A 14,030-nucleotide genomic window follows, 5' to 3' on the forward strand; every position below is an offset into this window, starting at 1 on the left:
GGCGGTCCGCCTATCCGTTGAGCAGGTCCTCGAACGGGGTCGGGTTGGCGAACGGGTCCGTCTGTGCGGGCGTCTCGTTGTGCAAGGCCGCGACCAGCTCGCCGGCCGCCTGGCTGATGCGGGTGCGCAAGCCGCTGGCGTTCGGGCCCCAGTCGGTCGACGCGGCGTACACGGCGGTCGCGACCGGGAGCGCCTTCAGGTAGGCGAACAGTGGCCGCAGCGCGAACTCCAGGACGAGCGAATGCCGCTCGGTCCCGCCGGTCGCGGCCAGCAGGACCGGCTTACCGGCCAGCGCCTTGTCGTCGAGCACGTCGAAGAACATCTTGAACAGACCGGAGTACGACGCGCTGAACGTCGGGCTCACCACGATCAGCGCATCCGCGCCGGCGACTGTCTCCAGTACCTCGCGCAACGCGGCCGACGGGAAGCCGGTGAGCAGGTTGTTGGTCAGGTCGTGGGCGTGATCGCGAACCTCGATCAGCTCGATCCGCGAGTCGATCCCGCGCCCGGACAACTCGTCCCGCACGGCGTCTGCCAGCTGGTCGGCGAGCAGCCGGGACGACGACGGCGTCGTCAGCCCGGCCGTCACGACGGCGATGACCTTCTCGTTCATCGGGTCCGCTCCTCGGCGGTCGGCTCAGCGGTCGGCTCGGGGGTCGGCTCAGCCACGGCGGCCGGCTCCGCGATCGTCTCCAGGTCGCGGGCCCGCTCGGCCGCGGCCTTCAGTGAAGCGTGCGTCGGCGCGTCCGGTACGTGCGCCGGCTTCAGCGCGGCGAACTCCTTCCGCAGTACCGGAACGACCTCTTCGCCCAGGATGTCCAGCTGCTCGAGCACCGTCTTCAACGGCAACCCGGCGTGGTCCATCAGGAACAGCTGCCGCTGGTAGTCGCCGACGTGCTCCCGGAACCCCAGGGTCCGCTCGATCACCTGCTGTGGGCTGCCGACGGTCAACGGCGTCTCCCGGCTGAAGTCCTCCAGTGAGGGCCCGTGCCCGTACACCGGCGCGTTGTCGAAGTACGGCCGGAACTCGCGGACCGCGTCCTGGGAGTTCTTCCGCATGAAGACCTGACCGCCGAGTCCGACGATCGCCTGGTCCGCGGCGCCGTGCCCGTAGTGCTCGAAGCGGCGACGGTACAGGTCGATCATCTGCTTGGTGTGCGACATCGGCCAGAAGATGTTGTTGTGGAAGAACCCATCCCCGTAGTACGCCGCCTGCTCGGCGATCTCCGGCGAGCGGATCGACCCGTGCCAGACGAACGGCGGTACGTCGTCCAGTGGCCGCGGCGTCGACGTGAACGCCTGCAGCGGCGTACGGAACTTGCCTTCCCAGTCCACGACGTCCTCACGCCAGAGCCGGCGGAGCAGCGCGTAGTTCTCGATGGCGAGCGCGATCCCGTTGCGGATGTCCTGCCCGAACCACGGGTACACCGGACCGGTGTTGCCGCGGCCCATCATCAGGTCCACCCGGCCGTCGGCCAGGTGCTGCAGCATCGCGTAGTCCTCGGCGATCTTCACCGGGTCGTTGGTGGTGATCAGGGTCGTCGACGTGGACAGAATGATCTTCGACGTCTGCGCCGCGACGTACCCGAGCTGGGTGGTCGGTGACGACGGCACGAACGGCGGGTTGTGGTGCTCACCCTGCGCGAACACGTCGAGCCCGACCTCTTCGGCCTTGAGCGCGATCGCGACCATCGCCTTGATCCGCTCACCCTCACTGACCGTGACCCCGGTCGTCGGGTCCTCAGTCACGTCCCCAACGCTGAACACCCCGAACTGCATCCGTCTCTCCTCGCCTAGGTAGTTCACTATTAAACTACTGATGCCACCCAGAACGCCAATCCCCGCCCCGGCATTCCGCCGGACCCCCACCACTCACCAAACACCAACGCCGACCCAACGCCACGCGGGGGCGCGGCGGGGTCGGCGTCGATTCGAGCGGTTACTGAGTGCCCGGGGTCCGGCTCAGTGCGGCTGGAGCAGTTCGTCGTCGCCGGTGAGGGCGGCGGCGATTCGGCGGTGTTTGGTGGCGTTTTCGGGGCGGGACTGGCGTTCGAAGGTTCGGGCCAGCATGAGGTGGGCGTAGTACTCCGTGGGTTCGCGGTCGATGATCTCGAGGAGGTGTTCCTCGGCGGGCTTCAGGAGCGCCGCGTGGTAGTAGGCCCGGGCCAGGAGCAGCCGCGTGCCGACGTCGTCCGGGGTCTCGTCGACCACCGGCCGCAGCGCGCGAATGGCGCCCCGGTAGTCGCGCTCCTCGAAGTACTGCCGGCCGAGGCCGTAGCTGAGTGCACGCATGTCTTCCATGCCCGCCTCAACGCGGCCCCGGCCTCAGTTATGCCGGGGCCTCGGTCCGGCCGGGGCCTCGGTCAGCCGCTGCTTCGCTCAGGCCGCGTCGAGGGTGGCGACCTGGTCGGGGGTCAGCGTGAAGTCGATCGCGCTGTACGAGTCGCGGATGGTCTCCGGGCGGCTGGAGCCGGGAATCGGGATGACGTACGGCGACTTCGCCAGCATCCACGCCAGGGTCAGCTTCTGCGGCGAGACGCCCAGCTCGGAGGCGAGGGTCTGGAAGGCCGGGTACTTCGCCCCGAGCTCAGCGGCGTTCGAGATGCCGCCGAGCGGCGACCACGGGAGGAACGCGATCCCGAGCGAGTCGCACAGTTCGAGTTCGGGCTCGCTCGACCGGAACTTCGGCGAGAACTGGTTCTGCACCGAGACCAGGCGGCCGCCGAGGATCTCGTTGGCCTGCTTGATCTGCGACGGGTTCGCGTTCGAGATGCCGGCCATCCGGATCTTCCCGGCGTCGAGCAGGTCCCGGATCGCGCCCATCGAGTCCTCGTACGGCGTCTTCGGGTCCGGCCGGTGGAACTGGTACAGCCCGATCGCGTCGACGCCGAGCCGCTTCAGCGACGCCTCGGCCGCGGCGGCCAGGTGCTTCGGGGAGCCATCCTGCGTCCAGCTGCCGTCACCGGGGCGAAGGTGGCCGCCCTTGGTCGCGACGAGCACGTTCGACGTGTCGGCGCCGTACGACGCCAGCGCCTTGGCGATCAAGGTCTCGTTGTGACCGTCGTCGGTCGCGGTTAGGTGGTACGCGTCGGCGGTGTCGATCAGCGTGATCCCGGCGTCGAGTGCGGCGTGGATGGTCGCGATCGACCGGTCCTCGTCCGGACGCCCCTCGATCGACATCGGCATCCCGCCGAGCCCGATCGCGGACACCTCGACGTCACCGATCCGGCGGGTCTTGTTCGTGTCAGCCATGGACCCAGCCTTGCGCGACCGAACTCAGTACACCAACAGGAAAACTCAATCGCCCCGATCGGTGCGGCTTCTGAATCGCCGAGCCACGTCGCGTGACCCGGACAGCATGGCACCCTACCGGCGACCTCCCCCCGACTCGAAGGAAGCCGATGACGCAAATGCAGGACGGCCCGGCAGCGTCCGACCGGCCAACCGTCAAGTGGTGGCGGTCCATGCTTCGCGATGCGGCTGCCAAGGTCGCCGACCGTGGACCGGATCAGACCGGAGGGATTTCCTGGTATCCGGACGCGGTGCTGAACGCCAGCGCCGCCCAGCGAGCCGGTACCGGGCCTGACGAACTGCTCTACCTGCCCACGCGGTCAGCGAGGTGTCTCGCGGTTTCGCGGAGGGACTCTCTCGGGACAGCTACGAGCACTGGGCGCCGATCCAGGATCAGATCGACCACGGCCGACTCATGACCACACTGGCCACGGGCCCCGTCGACGAGACGTTGGATCGCGCCGCAAACCTGATCGCCGAGGCCGCCGACCGAGCGGACGGTCGACTGGACGTGGCGCCTGATCCGGAGGTTGTCGCGCAGGTGCGGGGCAGGATGAAGTACACGATCGAGCAGGTACAGCTGGGGACCCAGAATGGCGGGCCGGCTCGATAAGTCAAGGGCTTACAAATCGCAGGGTGGTTACGTAAGAATATGGCGAAACTCGCCTGAGGAACGGAGCCGCCCGTGCCGTCCCGTCGTACCTTCCTCCAGTTGACCGGCCTGAGTGCCGCCTCGGTCGCGCTCGGCGTCGCCGCGCCGGCCAGTGCCGACGCCACGCCGGCCCGCCCGATCCCCGACGGCGCCTTCGCCCTCGGTGTCGCGTCCGGCGATCCACGACCGGACGGCTTCGTCCTGTGGACCCGGCTCGCCCCGAACCCACTCGCCACCGACGGCCACGGCGGCATGCCGGCCGCCAACGTCCCGGTGCAGTACGAGGTGGCCGAGGACGATCGTTTCCAGCACGTCGTACGGCGTGGGCTCGCGATCGCGACGCCTGACCTGGCGCACGCCGTCCATCCCGAGGTGCGTGGCCTCCGCCCGGGCCGCGAGTACTTCTACCGGTTCCGTGTCGGCAGCCAACTCAGCCCGGTCGGCCGCACGAAGACCCTGCCGACGAGCGGCGATCAGTTCACCTTCGCGACCGCGTCCTGCCAGGCCTGGTACCACGGGTACTTCGCGGCGCACCGCGACATCGCCCGCCGAGCGCCGGACGCAGTGTTCTTCCTCGGCGACTACATCTACGAGTACGGAATCGTTGCCGGGGACAACTTGTGGCGCGCGGGTGTCACCGTCGGGCCCGAGCACGGCGTCGAGATCGAGACACTCGAGCAGTACCGCCTGCGCTACAGCCTCTTCAAGACCGACCCCGATCTCCAGGCGGCGCACGCGGCCGCGCCCTGGTTCCTGGTCTGGGACGACCACGAGGTGCAGAACAACTACGGCGCCGCCAACTCGCTGTACGGCGTCCCGCCCGAACTCTTCGTTCACCGCCGCGCGGTCGCGTACCGCGCGTACTACGAGAACGTCCCGATCGCCCTCGACAGTCTCCCGAACGGCCCCGACGGCCGGATCTACCGCCGGTACGACGTGGGCTCGCTGGCCCGGGTCCACCTGCTCGACACCCGCCAGTACCGCGACCCGCTCCCCGTCGACGAAGCCGACCGCGTCTCGGAGCAGCGCACGATCATGGGCGCCGAGCAAGAGGCCTGGCTGTACGACGGACTCCGCACGTCGCAGGCGCCGTGGAACATCGTGGCGGGCGGTGTCGTCCTGAGCGCCGTCACCGACGACCGCACCGAGCAGTGGGACGGCTACCCGGCCAACCGCCGCCGCGTGCTGGAGGCGATGAGCGGCGCCGGGACCTCGGTGATGCTCACCGGCGACATCCACCGTCATGTCGCGTCCGAGCTGCAGCTGAACGACCGCACGGTCGGCGTGGAACTCGTCTGCTCGTCCGTCGGCTCCAATGGCGACGGCACCGACACGGACACGTACGCCAAGGACTGGCTGCAGCACCCGTACATGAAGCTCTACAACGCCCGCCGCGGCTACGTGCACAGCACGATGATGCGCTCCGAACTGACCACCGAGTTCGTGAACTTCCCTTATATCCAAGCCGATGCGAACGCTCAGCCGAACGTGCTGGCGCGTTTCCGGACCGCCGTTGACGCTCCCAGCCTGGAGGCACTGTGACCACCCGTCCGCCGGCGATCACCGGCCTGCACGGCACCGGCTCCATCGGCATCGTCACCCTCGATTGGAAACCCGTCTCCTGGGCCACCGTCGTCGACCACTACGCGGTGTACGCCGACGGCGCGCTGATCGGCAAGACCGTCTACCCACACTTCGTCCACCGCGGCCTCGGCTTCACCGGCGTCACCAGGTCCTACGCGATCGTCACCGTCGATGCCACAGGCAACAAATCCGCCCGCTCCCGCGCCGCCGCGGTCGCCAACCAGACCTCGGTCACCGTCTCCGGTACGCCGGTCGCGACCGTCGGCACCTTCGACGGCAAGGGCTCGGAGCTGGCCCTCTCGCCGAAGGGCTACGCGCAGTACCCGACCGTCTTCCCGTCCGACGTCGACTACACGGTCGGTACGTCGACGCCCGCCGCCGACTGGTCCTACCTGCTGCCCGGGCCGGCCGACAAGTGGGCCGGGACGAAGAATCACCGCGCGACGTTCCGCTTCGACCTGCCCGCCGTACCGGAACAGGATCTCGACCTGGCGCTGTGGCTGATCGACAGTCATGCCAGTCTCGCGGCGTCGGCGCTGCTCACGGTCAACGGCACGGAGTTCGGCCGCCTGACGTTCGCGAACGGCGCGACGAAGGGGTCCACGATCGCGGACAGCACGTACCCGGGGTCGCCGCTGAAGCCGTCGTACCTCGAGGTGCCGTTGCCCAGGGCACTGTTCCGCGCCGGTCAGAACGTGCTTGAACTGTTCAAGGACCAGGGATCGTGGATCGCCTACGACGCGCTGGGGATCTTCGCGAGACGGTGAGGGTCAGCCGGGGAGGTCGAGCCGCTGGGTCCCGACGACGGACAGCAGGCGGAGCGCCTCCTCGGACGGGGAGCCCGGGGTCGCGGTGTAGATGATCAGCTGCTGGTCGCAGTCGGGGATCGCCAGGGCGTCGCAATTCACCGTGACCAGCCCCACCAACGGGTGCTGGAAGGACTTGCACAGCATCGGCTCGGCCGCGATCTCATGGGCCGCCCACCGCTCGGCGAACTCCGGGCTGCCGGCCAGCAGGTCGGCGATCAGTTCGCGGATCTCCGGATCGTCGGGGTACCGCGCGGCGGTCGCGCGCAGGTGGTTGACCGCGCTCCGGGCGAAGCGCTCGCCGTCCACCACGGAGTACACGTGCCTGTCGCCGCTGAGGAATGAGCGGCGGAGCAGGTTCCGCTCGGGGCGGGAGCGGGTCGAGAAGTCCTCCATCAGTGCCGCTGCGAGGTGGTTCCAGGCGATCACCTCGTAGGACGCCGAGAGCACGATCGCGGCCGCGTTCGGCAGCCGGTCGAGGAGGTCGAGGATGGACTGCCGCACCTCCCGCGGCGGTCCGACAGGGCGTACCGGCGGCGCACCGGCCAGCTGGTGCAGATGGTCGCGCTCGGCATCGTTCAGCCGGAGCGCCCGCGACAGTCCGGCGAGGACCTCGCTGGACGGATGCGGCGCGCGGGCCTGTTCCAGTCGGGTGTAGTACTCCGTGGAGATGTACGCGAGTTGCGCGACCTCCTCGCGCCGCAGTCCCGGCGTACGGCGTCTGCGGCCGGCGGGCAGGCCGACGTCGCCAGGGGTGACCCGCTCCCGCCGGCTACGGAGGAATGCCGCCAGTCCCGACTTGTCCACGCCTTCCAGTGTGCCCGGTCGGGACGGCTCAACCAGGTACAACCGATGCCTGGTTACCGGTCCGCGGGACGCGAAGGCTCGAAGGCATGGACAAACTTCTCGACAACAAGGTCATCCTCGTCACCGGCGCCGGCCGCGGGATCGGCGCCGCGGCGGCCCGGCTGTTCGCCGCCGAAGGCGCGCAGGTGATGCTCGCCGCCCGCACCGAATCCGAGATCGCGGCCGTCGCCAAGGAACTCGACGCGCGGTACGTCGTCTGCGACCTCGCCGACCCGGACTCGGTCCGCGCCGCGGTCGACCGGACCGTGGCGGAGTACGGGCGTCTGGACGCCGCTTTCAACAACGGGGCCATCGGTCAGCAGCCGGGCCCGATGGACGGCCTCGGCCAGGACGCACTCGACCAGGTGTACGCCGTGAACTTCCGCGGCCTGTGGACCGCGATGGTCGCCGAGATCGCCGCGATCCGGGCCGGCGCCGGGCACGGCAGCATCGTGAACACGTCGAGCGTCGGCGCCTTCGCCGGCAATCCCGCGCTCCCGGCGTACGGGGCGCTGAAGCGGGCGGTGAACAGTCTCACCGAGTCGGCCGCGATCACCTACGCCCCGGAGAACATCCGGGTGAACGCGATCGCGCCCGGCACGACGCTGACCGAGATGCTGCAGGACTGGGACCGCGCGACGCCCGGCGTGATCGACGGGCTGATCACGCAGACCCCGCTCGGCCGGGGTGCCGAGCCGATCGAGGTTGCCCAGGCCGCCGCCTGGCTGCTCAGCGACCGGGCGTCGTTCGTCACCGGTGCCGTGCTGCGCGTGGACGGCGGCCTGGGCGTCTGACTCACATCTGGTGCACGTTGGCGCGGCGGTCCTCCACGACGTACGTCGCCCGCGTGCTGATCGGGGCGTTCGGCGTCTCGACATACGGGAGCACACGGAAGTCGGAGCGCCACTGCTTCTGGTCGACCGTGACCCGGACGTACCCGCGCTGCGAGTTGAAGAACTTCAGGTGCGGGTTCGCGGCCAGGAACTGCTGCCCCTGGTCGGTCGTGTCGGCACCGTTGCCGCCGCTGGTGACCGACGTCCCGACGAACTCGGTGCCGACCGTGGCGGAGTCCGGGTTCGCGAAGTCGCGCTTCAGCTCGAGGGCGTAGTTCTGGTGCCGGTCGCCGGTGATGACGACCAGGTTCCGGACGCCGCTGTCCTGCGCGGCCGCGAGCACCTTGTTGCGCTCGGCAACATAACCGTCCCACGGGTCCAGCCAGACGTGCGTCTCCGGGCCGGGCGTCCAGTCGGTCTGACCCATCGGGGTCTGGTTGCCGATCACCTGCCAGCGGGCCTTCGACTGGCGGAACCCGTCCAGCAGCCAGGCGCGCTGCTTGCCGCCCAGCATGGTGTTGTCCGGGTTGAAGCGGTCGTCACAGGTGGACGAGTCGCCGTCACCGCACGGCTGGTCGGTGCGGTACTGGCGGGTGTCCAGGATGGTGAAGTCCGCGAGCCGGCCGTACGGGAGCCGCCGGTGGTAACGGATCTCCGGCCCGTTCGGCATCTGCTCGTGCCGCACCGGCAGGTTCTCGTACATCGCCTGGAAGGCCTGCGCGCGACGCTGGCGGAACACCGCCGGGTCCTGGTCCGGCTCAGTGTCGACCTGGGAGATATCGCCGGCCCAGTTGTTCTCCACCTCGTGGTCGTCGAAGGTGTGGATCCACGGGTGCGCCGCGTGCGCGGCCTGCAGCGGCGCCTCGGTCTTGTAAAGCGAGTACTGCAGGCGGTACCGCGCGAGGTCGAACGTCTCGGTGTGGAACCGCGGGTCGGTCGTGACGCCACGCTTGTTCGTCTTCACGCCCGACTCGTAGATGTAGTCGCCGAGGTGGACGACGAGATCGAGGTCCTCCTGAGCCATGTGCTCGTACGCCGTGAAATACCCGTCCTGCCACGCGTTGCACGACGCGAACGCGAACCGCAGCTCGCGCGGCGACGTCAGCGGGTGCGGTGTGGTCCGGGTCCGGCCGGTCGGCGACACCTCACGCCCGGTGCGGAAGCGGTAGTAGTACACGTGGTCGGGCAGCAGGCCGCGAACCTCGGGGTGCACCGAATGCCCGAGCTCCGGGGTCGCGATGACGCTGCCCCGCCGTACGACGTGCCGGAACGCCTCGTCGTACGCGACCTCGTACTCGACGCGGACCGGGCGCGCGGGCATCCCGCCCTTCCCGTCGACGGCGTACGGGTCGGTGGCGAGGCGGGTCCAGAGCACGACCCCGTCGTACTGCGGATCACCCGAGGCGACGCCGAGCGTGAACGGGTTGCCGGCGCCGGCCGGAGCGGCGTACGTGGTCGAGGCGTCCCAGACCCCGGTGCCGAGCAGTACGGCGGCCGAGCCCGCACCCCCGTAGCCGAGGAAGCGGCGGCGTGACAAGGACATGGTTCCTCCAGATGAAGGGCGGTCAGGTGGGGGAAAGCGCTGTCAGTGTTCAGTCGTCGAGTGGCGAGAAAGTTAACGGACGACGCCGGTGAATTAACGAATGGCGATGTTACGAAGGGGGTCTTCGCTAGGGTGGTCCGAATTGCTCGCTACCGGGGAGTCACCTCATGGCCTACGAACCGTGCCGCTACGCCCAACGCTGGCCGGATCTGTTCGACCAGCTCGACGACGACCAGAAGCAGCGCGTCAGCGATGCGTTGGCGAACAACCCGGTGGAGAACTGGGAGCCGGAACGCGACGACGTCGTCGACCTCGTCGACCGCGAACTCGGCCGCATCGACACCGCGGAGTACATCCGCCGCACGATGTCGAAGGTCACCCGCGGCGTGTGACGTCTACCTGTCCCACGCCGGGGCTGGAGCCGTGAGCCGCAAGGCAGGATAGGGCGCATGCAGATCGACGAACGGATTCGCCGTGCCCGGCTGGAGGACATCCCGGCGCTCGTGGAGCTGGTGTACGCGCTGGCGGAGTACGAACGGGCTCCGGAGGAGTGCCACCTGACCGAGGACCAGCTGCGGACCGCCCTGTTCGGCGACAGCCCCGCTGCCTTCTGCCACGTCGCGGAGCACGAGGGCCAGGTGGTCGGCTGCGCCATCTGGTTCCTCAGCTTCTCCACCTGGCGCGGCGTCCACGGCATCTACCTCGAGGACCTCTTCGTCCGCCCCGAGATCCGCGGTACCGGCCTCGGCAAGGCCCTCCTCACCGCACTGGCCCAGGAGTGCGTCAGCAACAACTACGAACGCCTCGAGTGGTCCGTCCTGAACTGGAACACCCCCGCCATCGACTTCTACAAGTCCCTCGGCGCCAAACCCCAGGACGAATGGACCGTCTACCGCCTCACCGACGAAGCCCTGACGAAGCTGGGTTCGTAAGGCGATCGGCAGCTCGACAGGAGGTGTCAGGTGCTGAGGTAGTGCACCTGAGCGTGATTGCTCTCCTGCGTACAGCGTCTCGCTGGTGCACTACCTGTCGAGATACCGACGGTTCGCGAAGAACTCCCGACGCAGCTCGTCGAGTAACCGCTGCTTGTCCGCGAACGGTCCGGTGGCCAGCCAGATCGTCTCGACCGCGGACTTGAACGGGTCCTCGGAGAAGGTGGAGGTGACCACCGTCGAGGTGTTCTCGAAGGAGTCGCGGTCGCCGAACCACCCGTGCATCCGGGCGACGAACTGGGAGGATGCACGGATCTCGGCCCCGGGTTCGACCGGCGGTTGCGGTCCGTTGAGTGTGTCGAGCCAGTCGGCGCCGCTGTCCATCCGGTCCAGGACGCCCGCGATCCGTTCCTCGGCGGCGTACCCGGCCTCCTCGCACGCGCGGCGCGCCGCCCAGCGCGCCATGTCGCGGAGGGTCGTCGGCTCGGTCTGCTCCAGGGCATCCACGAATGCTCGGTCCAGAGCCGACAGATCCAGGCCGTGCCTGGTGTTCTCGATCCGCTGGGTCGGCAGTGCACCGCCGTACGCCGCCGCCAGCTCGACGAGCCGCTGCTGTTCGGCCTCTCGAGCCTTCTGCTGTTTGCGTTCGGCGAGCTGCGCTGGGGTGGGCTGTTCCCGAGCGAAGCCGTGCCAGTACGCCGCCTGCCGGCTGGTCTGCTTCACCACTCGATCGGGTGCCGGCTGCGCGGGCCAGAACTGTAGCAGGTAGCGGTCGACCAACGGCTCGTCGTCCATCGGCGGTCCGGCCTGGTGGCCCGCATCCATGCCCCAGCCGGAGTACCGGACCCGGTAATCCACGAGGTCGAGCGGAAGCGTCCACCAGTCGTTCGAGTCCAGCCCCGACAAGGTCGGTGGCTGAGCCGGTCGGTACGACGCCTCGACGATGTCCTCCCACGTGTCGTCGATCGCCGGTTCCTGATCGTGCAGCTCGGCGGTGAAGTCGACCTCGCCGGTGTGCAGCCCAGTCATCAGGGTCAGCCTGCCGGCGACCGCGGCACCACACAGTCCGTTCTGCTGTCCGCCGAAGCACTCGCCGAGATCGGCGAAATCTCCGCCGCTCTCAACGTAGATCTGTCCGTACGAGAGCCAGACCGGCCCGGTCATGAGTGTGCGCATTGAGACGTTCCCCCAGGTCGTTCGATTGCGTCCTTTCAATCACATTCAGCTGGACAGCACCAGGCCTGTGTTCCTACGGCCGGCGGTGTTTGGCGGCGTACATTGCTTGGTCGGCCTGGTGGAGGAGGGCGTCGAGGTCGCGGGTGGTGGGGGTGATGGCGACGGTGCCGACGCTGGTGGTGACCTTGACCGCGATGTTCGGGAGCGGGCGGCTGACGGCGGACTCGAGGCGGGTGATGAGGGCCGTGAGGTCGTCACCGGCGATGTCCTCCGCGAGAACGGCGAACTCGTCGCCGCCGAGGCGGGCCACGGTGTCCCCGTGCCGGACGGTCGCGCTGAGGCGGTTGGCGATCTCGCGGAGCGCGCGGTCGCCGGACTCGTGGCCGTAGCCGTCGTTGACGAGTTTGAAGTGGTTGAGGTCGCAGAACAGCAGCGCCCCGGGCCGACCGGTGACGCGAGTGCGCTCGAGCACCTTGGTAAAGCGGTGCTCGAGGAGCCGGCGGTTCGGGAGGCCGGTGAGCGGGTCGTGCGCGGCGTGGTGGCGGAGCTCGCGTTCGGCGTCCTTGCGGGCGGTGACGTCGTCGATCTGGACGAGCAGGATCCGCGGCTGTCCGCTGCCTTGCTCGACGAGGGCCGCCGTGCCGCCGAGCCAGATCTCGTTGCCGCTCGGCTGGGTGAAGATCCGCTCGAAGCGGTACGTGCCGCTGCTCGCGGCGAGGTCCTCGAGTTCGTGCCGGGTCTGGTCGGGCTCCTGGTCGCGGAGGAACGTCGCCATCCGCGCCCCGAGCAGCTGGTCCGCGGCGTACCCGGTGATCCGGCAGAAGGCGTCGTTGACCCGCAGGATCCGCCCCAGCTCGGGACCGTCGAAGGCGATCGTCGCCATCCCGTTCCCGGCGCCCTCGAAGACCAGCCGGAAGGTCGCCTCGCTGGCCTCCAGCCGGGTCTTCTCGGCGCGCAGCTGATCGGTCAGCCGGGCCCGGTCGATGGCCAGCCCGGCCTGGGTGGCGAAGATCTCCAGCAGCTCGCGGTGCACCGGACCCGGCCGCCGCTGGTCCTCCGGCAGGTCGACCGCCAGCATCCCGACCAGCTCACCGTCGGAGGAGTACAGCGGCGCGAACAGGGCGTCCAGCGGGTGCCAGGCGTCCGGGTCGTCGGACACCGGTACGTCGGGCACCCAGCCGGTCACCTCACCTTCCGGTAGCCGCTCGTGGGGCACGAACCGGAGCTTGCCCCACGCGTCCGCGATCGCGAACTCGGTATCGAAGATGTCCGGAGCGCTGATCCGGCCGAGCAACGCCGACCGGGCCTCCGGTGAGCCGGCCACCGCGATCACCTCGAACTTCCCGTCCGGGTGCCGCAGGTTCAGGACCGCGATCCCGAAGCCGAGGCCGTTCACGACCCCGTCGACGACCGCCTGGAGGGTCTCGGCCAGGCTCCGCCCGGCACCCATGCGGGTGCTCACCTCGTACAGGCGCCGGACGGCGGTCAGCCGGACCGTGGGATCGATCTGCACGGATCGAGCTTAGGCCGGTCTCACCGGGTGTGAGCCCCAGATCACAAAAAATGACCCGGTTAAGCGCGCGTTCTCACATCCTCGAGAGATTTCAGTACCGGAGTTCGGTCAGCCCGCGGTAGCTGCGTTCGGCCGACGTCCAGGCGTCGGTCGGCTTGTCGTGCTCGACCAGGTACTGCTCGACGCCACCCGACTCGGCGTGCGCGAACATCGCGCCGAAGTCGAGTTTCCCGGCGCCGACGTCCTCCCACGAGCCGTCCTCGGCCATGTCCTTGACGTGCAGCGCGGGGAACCGGCCCGGGTGGTCCTGGAACAGCTTCGCCGGGTCGTGCCCGCCGTCGACCGCCCAGTACAGGTCCAGCTCGAACCCGAGGAGTTCCGGATCCACCCCGAGCAGGATGTCGTACAGCACCTGTCCGTCGATCTCGTCGAAGTCGTGGCCGTGGTTGTGGAACAGCAGCTTCAGCCCGGCGTCCCGCGCGGCCTTGCCGGCCTCGGTGAACGCGGCCGCCGCGGTCTTGAAGCCCTCGACGGAGTGCAGATCACCCGGGATCGACGGTACGACGGCCCACTGCGCACCCAACGTCTTCACATCGGCGAGCGCACCCGCCCAGTCGTCACTCATCCGCGCGTACCCGACGTGCTCGAGCACGATCGCGAGCCCGGCGTCGTCGGCGAAGCCGCGGATCTCCTCGGCACTGTGGTCGAACCGTCCACTCACCCCCACCGTGCGGTAGCCGATGTCCGCGAGCCGCTTCAGCGTGCCCGGGTAGTCCTCGGCCAGTACGTCGCGCATCGTGTAGAGGTGCATCCCGATACCGTCGGCGGGAAGGGTTCGGTCTGTCATAGGTTCA

The 14,030-nt window shown here is 69.0% G+C and carries 15 protein-coding genes; 6 read left to right on the forward strand and 9 right to left on the reverse strand.

From position 1 onward, the window contains the following. Nucleotides 1-10 precede the first annotated feature (10 nt). The 4 genes from ACWGID_RS17395 to ACWGID_RS17410 all read right to left on the reverse strand — a co-directional run bounded on the left by ACWGID_RS17395 (nucleotide 11) and on the right by ACWGID_RS17410 (nucleotide 3,252). Nucleotides 11-613, reverse strand: a complete 603-nt coding sequence (locus ACWGID_RS17395) for an FMN reductase (RefSeq protein WP_452197610.1) — start codon at nucleotides 611-613, stop codon at nucleotides 11-13. Further along, on the reverse strand, nucleotides 610-1,779 hold the full coding sequence (locus ACWGID_RS17400) for an LLM class flavin-dependent oxidoreductase (RefSeq protein ID WP_452197612.1): 1,170 nt from the start codon (nucleotides 1,777-1,779) through the stop codon (nucleotides 610-612). The genes ACWGID_RS17395 and ACWGID_RS17400 overlap by 4 nt, the downstream gene beginning before the upstream one ends. 183 nt (nucleotides 1,780-1,962) lie before the next feature. After that, nucleotides 1,963-2,301, reverse strand: coding sequence for a tetratricopeptide repeat protein (locus ACWGID_RS17405; RefSeq protein WP_452197614.1), 339 nt, complete (start codon nucleotides 2,299-2,301; stop codon nucleotides 1,963-1,965). A gap of 78 nt (nucleotides 2,302-2,379) precedes the next feature. Further along, nucleotides 2,380-3,252: an aldo/keto reductase gene (locus tag ACWGID_RS17410; protein WP_452197615.1), complete on the reverse strand. Its 873-nt coding sequence runs from the start codon at nucleotides 3,250-3,252 to the stop codon at nucleotides 2,380-2,382. A gap of 454 nt (nucleotides 3,253-3,706) precedes the next feature. Here ACWGID_RS17410 and ACWGID_RS17415 point away from each other — a divergent pair, with 454 nt between their 5' ends. The 3 genes from ACWGID_RS17415 (at nucleotide 3,707) to ACWGID_RS17425 (ending at nucleotide 6,294) form a co-directional block, all read left to right on the forward strand. Continuing rightward, nucleotides 3,707-3,904 carry a hypothetical protein gene (locus ACWGID_RS17415; protein WP_452197617.1) on the forward strand — a complete coding sequence of 66 codons (198 nt, stop codon included), beginning with the start codon at nucleotides 3,707-3,709 and terminating at the stop codon, nucleotides 3,902-3,904. A gap of 72 nt (nucleotides 3,905-3,976) precedes the next feature. Then, complete coding sequence (locus tag ACWGID_RS17420) at nucleotides 3,977-5,485, forward strand: alkaline phosphatase D family protein (RefSeq protein ID WP_452197619.1); 1,509 nt, start codon at nucleotides 3,977-3,979, stop codon at nucleotides 5,483-5,485. Further along, nucleotides 5,482-6,294, forward strand: a complete 813-nt coding sequence (locus ACWGID_RS17425) for a polysaccharide lyase family protein (protein WP_452197621.1) — start codon at nucleotides 5,482-5,484, stop codon at nucleotides 6,292-6,294. The genes ACWGID_RS17420 and ACWGID_RS17425 overlap by 4 nt, the downstream gene beginning before the upstream one ends. A 3-nt stretch (nucleotides 6,295-6,297) precedes the next feature. Here ACWGID_RS17425 and ACWGID_RS17430 read toward each other — a convergent pair whose 3' ends face one another. Next, on the reverse strand, nucleotides 6,298-7,140 hold the full coding sequence (locus ACWGID_RS17430; protein ID WP_452197623.1) for a helix-turn-helix transcriptional regulator: 843 nt from the start codon (nucleotides 7,138-7,140) through the stop codon (nucleotides 6,298-6,300). 86 nt (nucleotides 7,141-7,226) lie between these two features. Here ACWGID_RS17430 and ACWGID_RS17435 point away from each other — a divergent pair, with 86 nt between their 5' ends. Further along, the gene (locus ACWGID_RS17435; RefSeq protein ID WP_452197624.1) at nucleotides 7,227-7,973 is read left to right on the forward strand and encodes an SDR family NAD(P)-dependent oxidoreductase; all 747 of its coding nucleotides are present in this window, start codon (nucleotides 7,227-7,229) and stop codon (nucleotides 7,971-7,973) included. A gap of 1 nt (nucleotide 7,974) precedes the next feature. Here ACWGID_RS17435 and ACWGID_RS17440 read toward each other — a convergent pair whose 3' ends face one another. After that, nucleotides 7,975-9,555, reverse strand: a complete 1,581-nt coding sequence (locus ACWGID_RS17440; protein WP_452197626.1) for an alkaline phosphatase D family protein — start codon at nucleotides 9,553-9,555, stop codon at nucleotides 7,975-7,977. Nucleotides 9,556-9,722: 167 nt separating this feature from the next. On the opposite strand from ACWGID_RS17440, the gene ACWGID_RS17445 reads away from it, so the two are divergent. Both ACWGID_RS17445 and ACWGID_RS17450 read left to right on the forward strand, forming a co-directional pair. Then, entirely contained in the window at nucleotides 9,723-9,947 is a 225-nt protein-coding gene (locus ACWGID_RS17445; protein WP_452197628.1) for an antitoxin VbhA family protein, read from the forward strand. Nucleotides 9,948-10,004: 57 nt separating this feature from the next. Continuing rightward, nucleotides 10,005-10,487, forward strand: coding sequence for an N-acetyltransferase family protein (locus ACWGID_RS17450; RefSeq protein ID WP_452197630.1), 483 nt, complete (start codon nucleotides 10,005-10,007; stop codon nucleotides 10,485-10,487). Nucleotides 10,488-10,577: 90 nt separating this feature from the next. On the opposite strand, the gene ACWGID_RS17455 is transcribed toward ACWGID_RS17450, so the two are convergent. The 3 genes from ACWGID_RS17455 to ACWGID_RS17465 form a co-directional block, all read right to left on the reverse strand. Continuing rightward, nucleotides 10,578-11,663, reverse strand: a complete 1,086-nt coding sequence (locus ACWGID_RS17455; RefSeq protein ID WP_452197631.1) for a hypothetical protein — start codon at nucleotides 11,661-11,663, stop codon at nucleotides 10,578-10,580. A gap of 73 nt (nucleotides 11,664-11,736) precedes the next feature. Next, complete coding sequence (locus tag ACWGID_RS17460; RefSeq protein ID WP_452197633.1) at nucleotides 11,737-13,176, reverse strand: diguanylate cyclase domain-containing protein; 1,440 nt, start codon at nucleotides 13,174-13,176, stop codon at nucleotides 11,737-11,739. Nucleotides 13,177-13,267: 91 nt separating this feature from the next. Then, entirely contained in the window at nucleotides 13,268-14,023 is a 756-nt protein-coding gene (locus tag ACWGID_RS17465) for a sugar phosphate isomerase/epimerase family protein (protein ID WP_452197635.1), read from the reverse strand. Nucleotides 14,024-14,030: the final 7 nt, after the last annotated feature.

The sequence above is a fragment of the Kribbella sp. NPDC054772 genome, from assembly GCF_053611945.1.

What these genes read in the sequence shown, in the direction of transcription:
- ACWGID_RS17395 (WP_452197610.1), bottom strand. Translation starts at nt 613, where the DNA reads ATGAACGAGAAGGTCATCGCCGTCGTGACGGCCGGGCTGACGACGCCG.
- ACWGID_RS17445 (WP_452197628.1), top strand. Translation starts at nt 9,723, where the DNA reads ATGGCCTACGAACCGTGCCGCTACGCCCAACGCTGGCCGGATCTGTTC.
- ACWGID_RS17415 (WP_452197617.1), top strand. Translation starts at nt 3,707, where the DNA reads ATGACCACACTGGCCACGGGCCCCGTCGACGAGACGTTGGATCGCGCC.
- ACWGID_RS17405 (WP_452197614.1), bottom strand. Translation starts at nt 2,301, where the DNA reads ATGGAAGACATGCGTGCACTCAGCTACGGCCTCGGCCGGCAGTACTTC.
- ACWGID_RS17410 (WP_452197615.1), bottom strand. Translation starts at nt 3,252, where the DNA reads ATGGCTGACACGAACAAGACCCGCCGGATCGGTGACGTCGAGGTGTCC.
- ACWGID_RS17440 (WP_452197626.1), bottom strand. Translation starts at nt 9,555, where the DNA reads ATGTCCTTGTCACGCCGCCGCTTCCTCGGCTACGGGGGTGCGGGCTCG.
- ACWGID_RS17465 (WP_452197635.1), bottom strand. Translation starts at nt 14,023, where the DNA reads ATGACAGACCGAACCCTTCCCGCCGACGGTATCGGGATGCACCTCTAC.
- ACWGID_RS17400 (WP_452197612.1), bottom strand. Translation starts at nt 1,779, where the DNA reads ATGCAGTTCGGGGTGTTCAGCGTTGGGGACGTGACTGAGGACCCGACG.
- ACWGID_RS17450 (WP_452197630.1), top strand. Translation starts at nt 10,005, where the DNA reads ATGCAGATCGACGAACGGATTCGCCGTGCCCGGCTGGAGGACATCCCG.
- ACWGID_RS17455 (WP_452197631.1), bottom strand. Translation starts at nt 11,663, where the DNA reads ATGCGCACACTCATGACCGGGCCGGTCTGGCTCTCGTACGGACAGATC.
- ACWGID_RS17435 (WP_452197624.1), top strand. Translation starts at nt 7,227, where the DNA reads ATGGACAAACTTCTCGACAACAAGGTCATCCTCGTCACCGGCGCCGGC.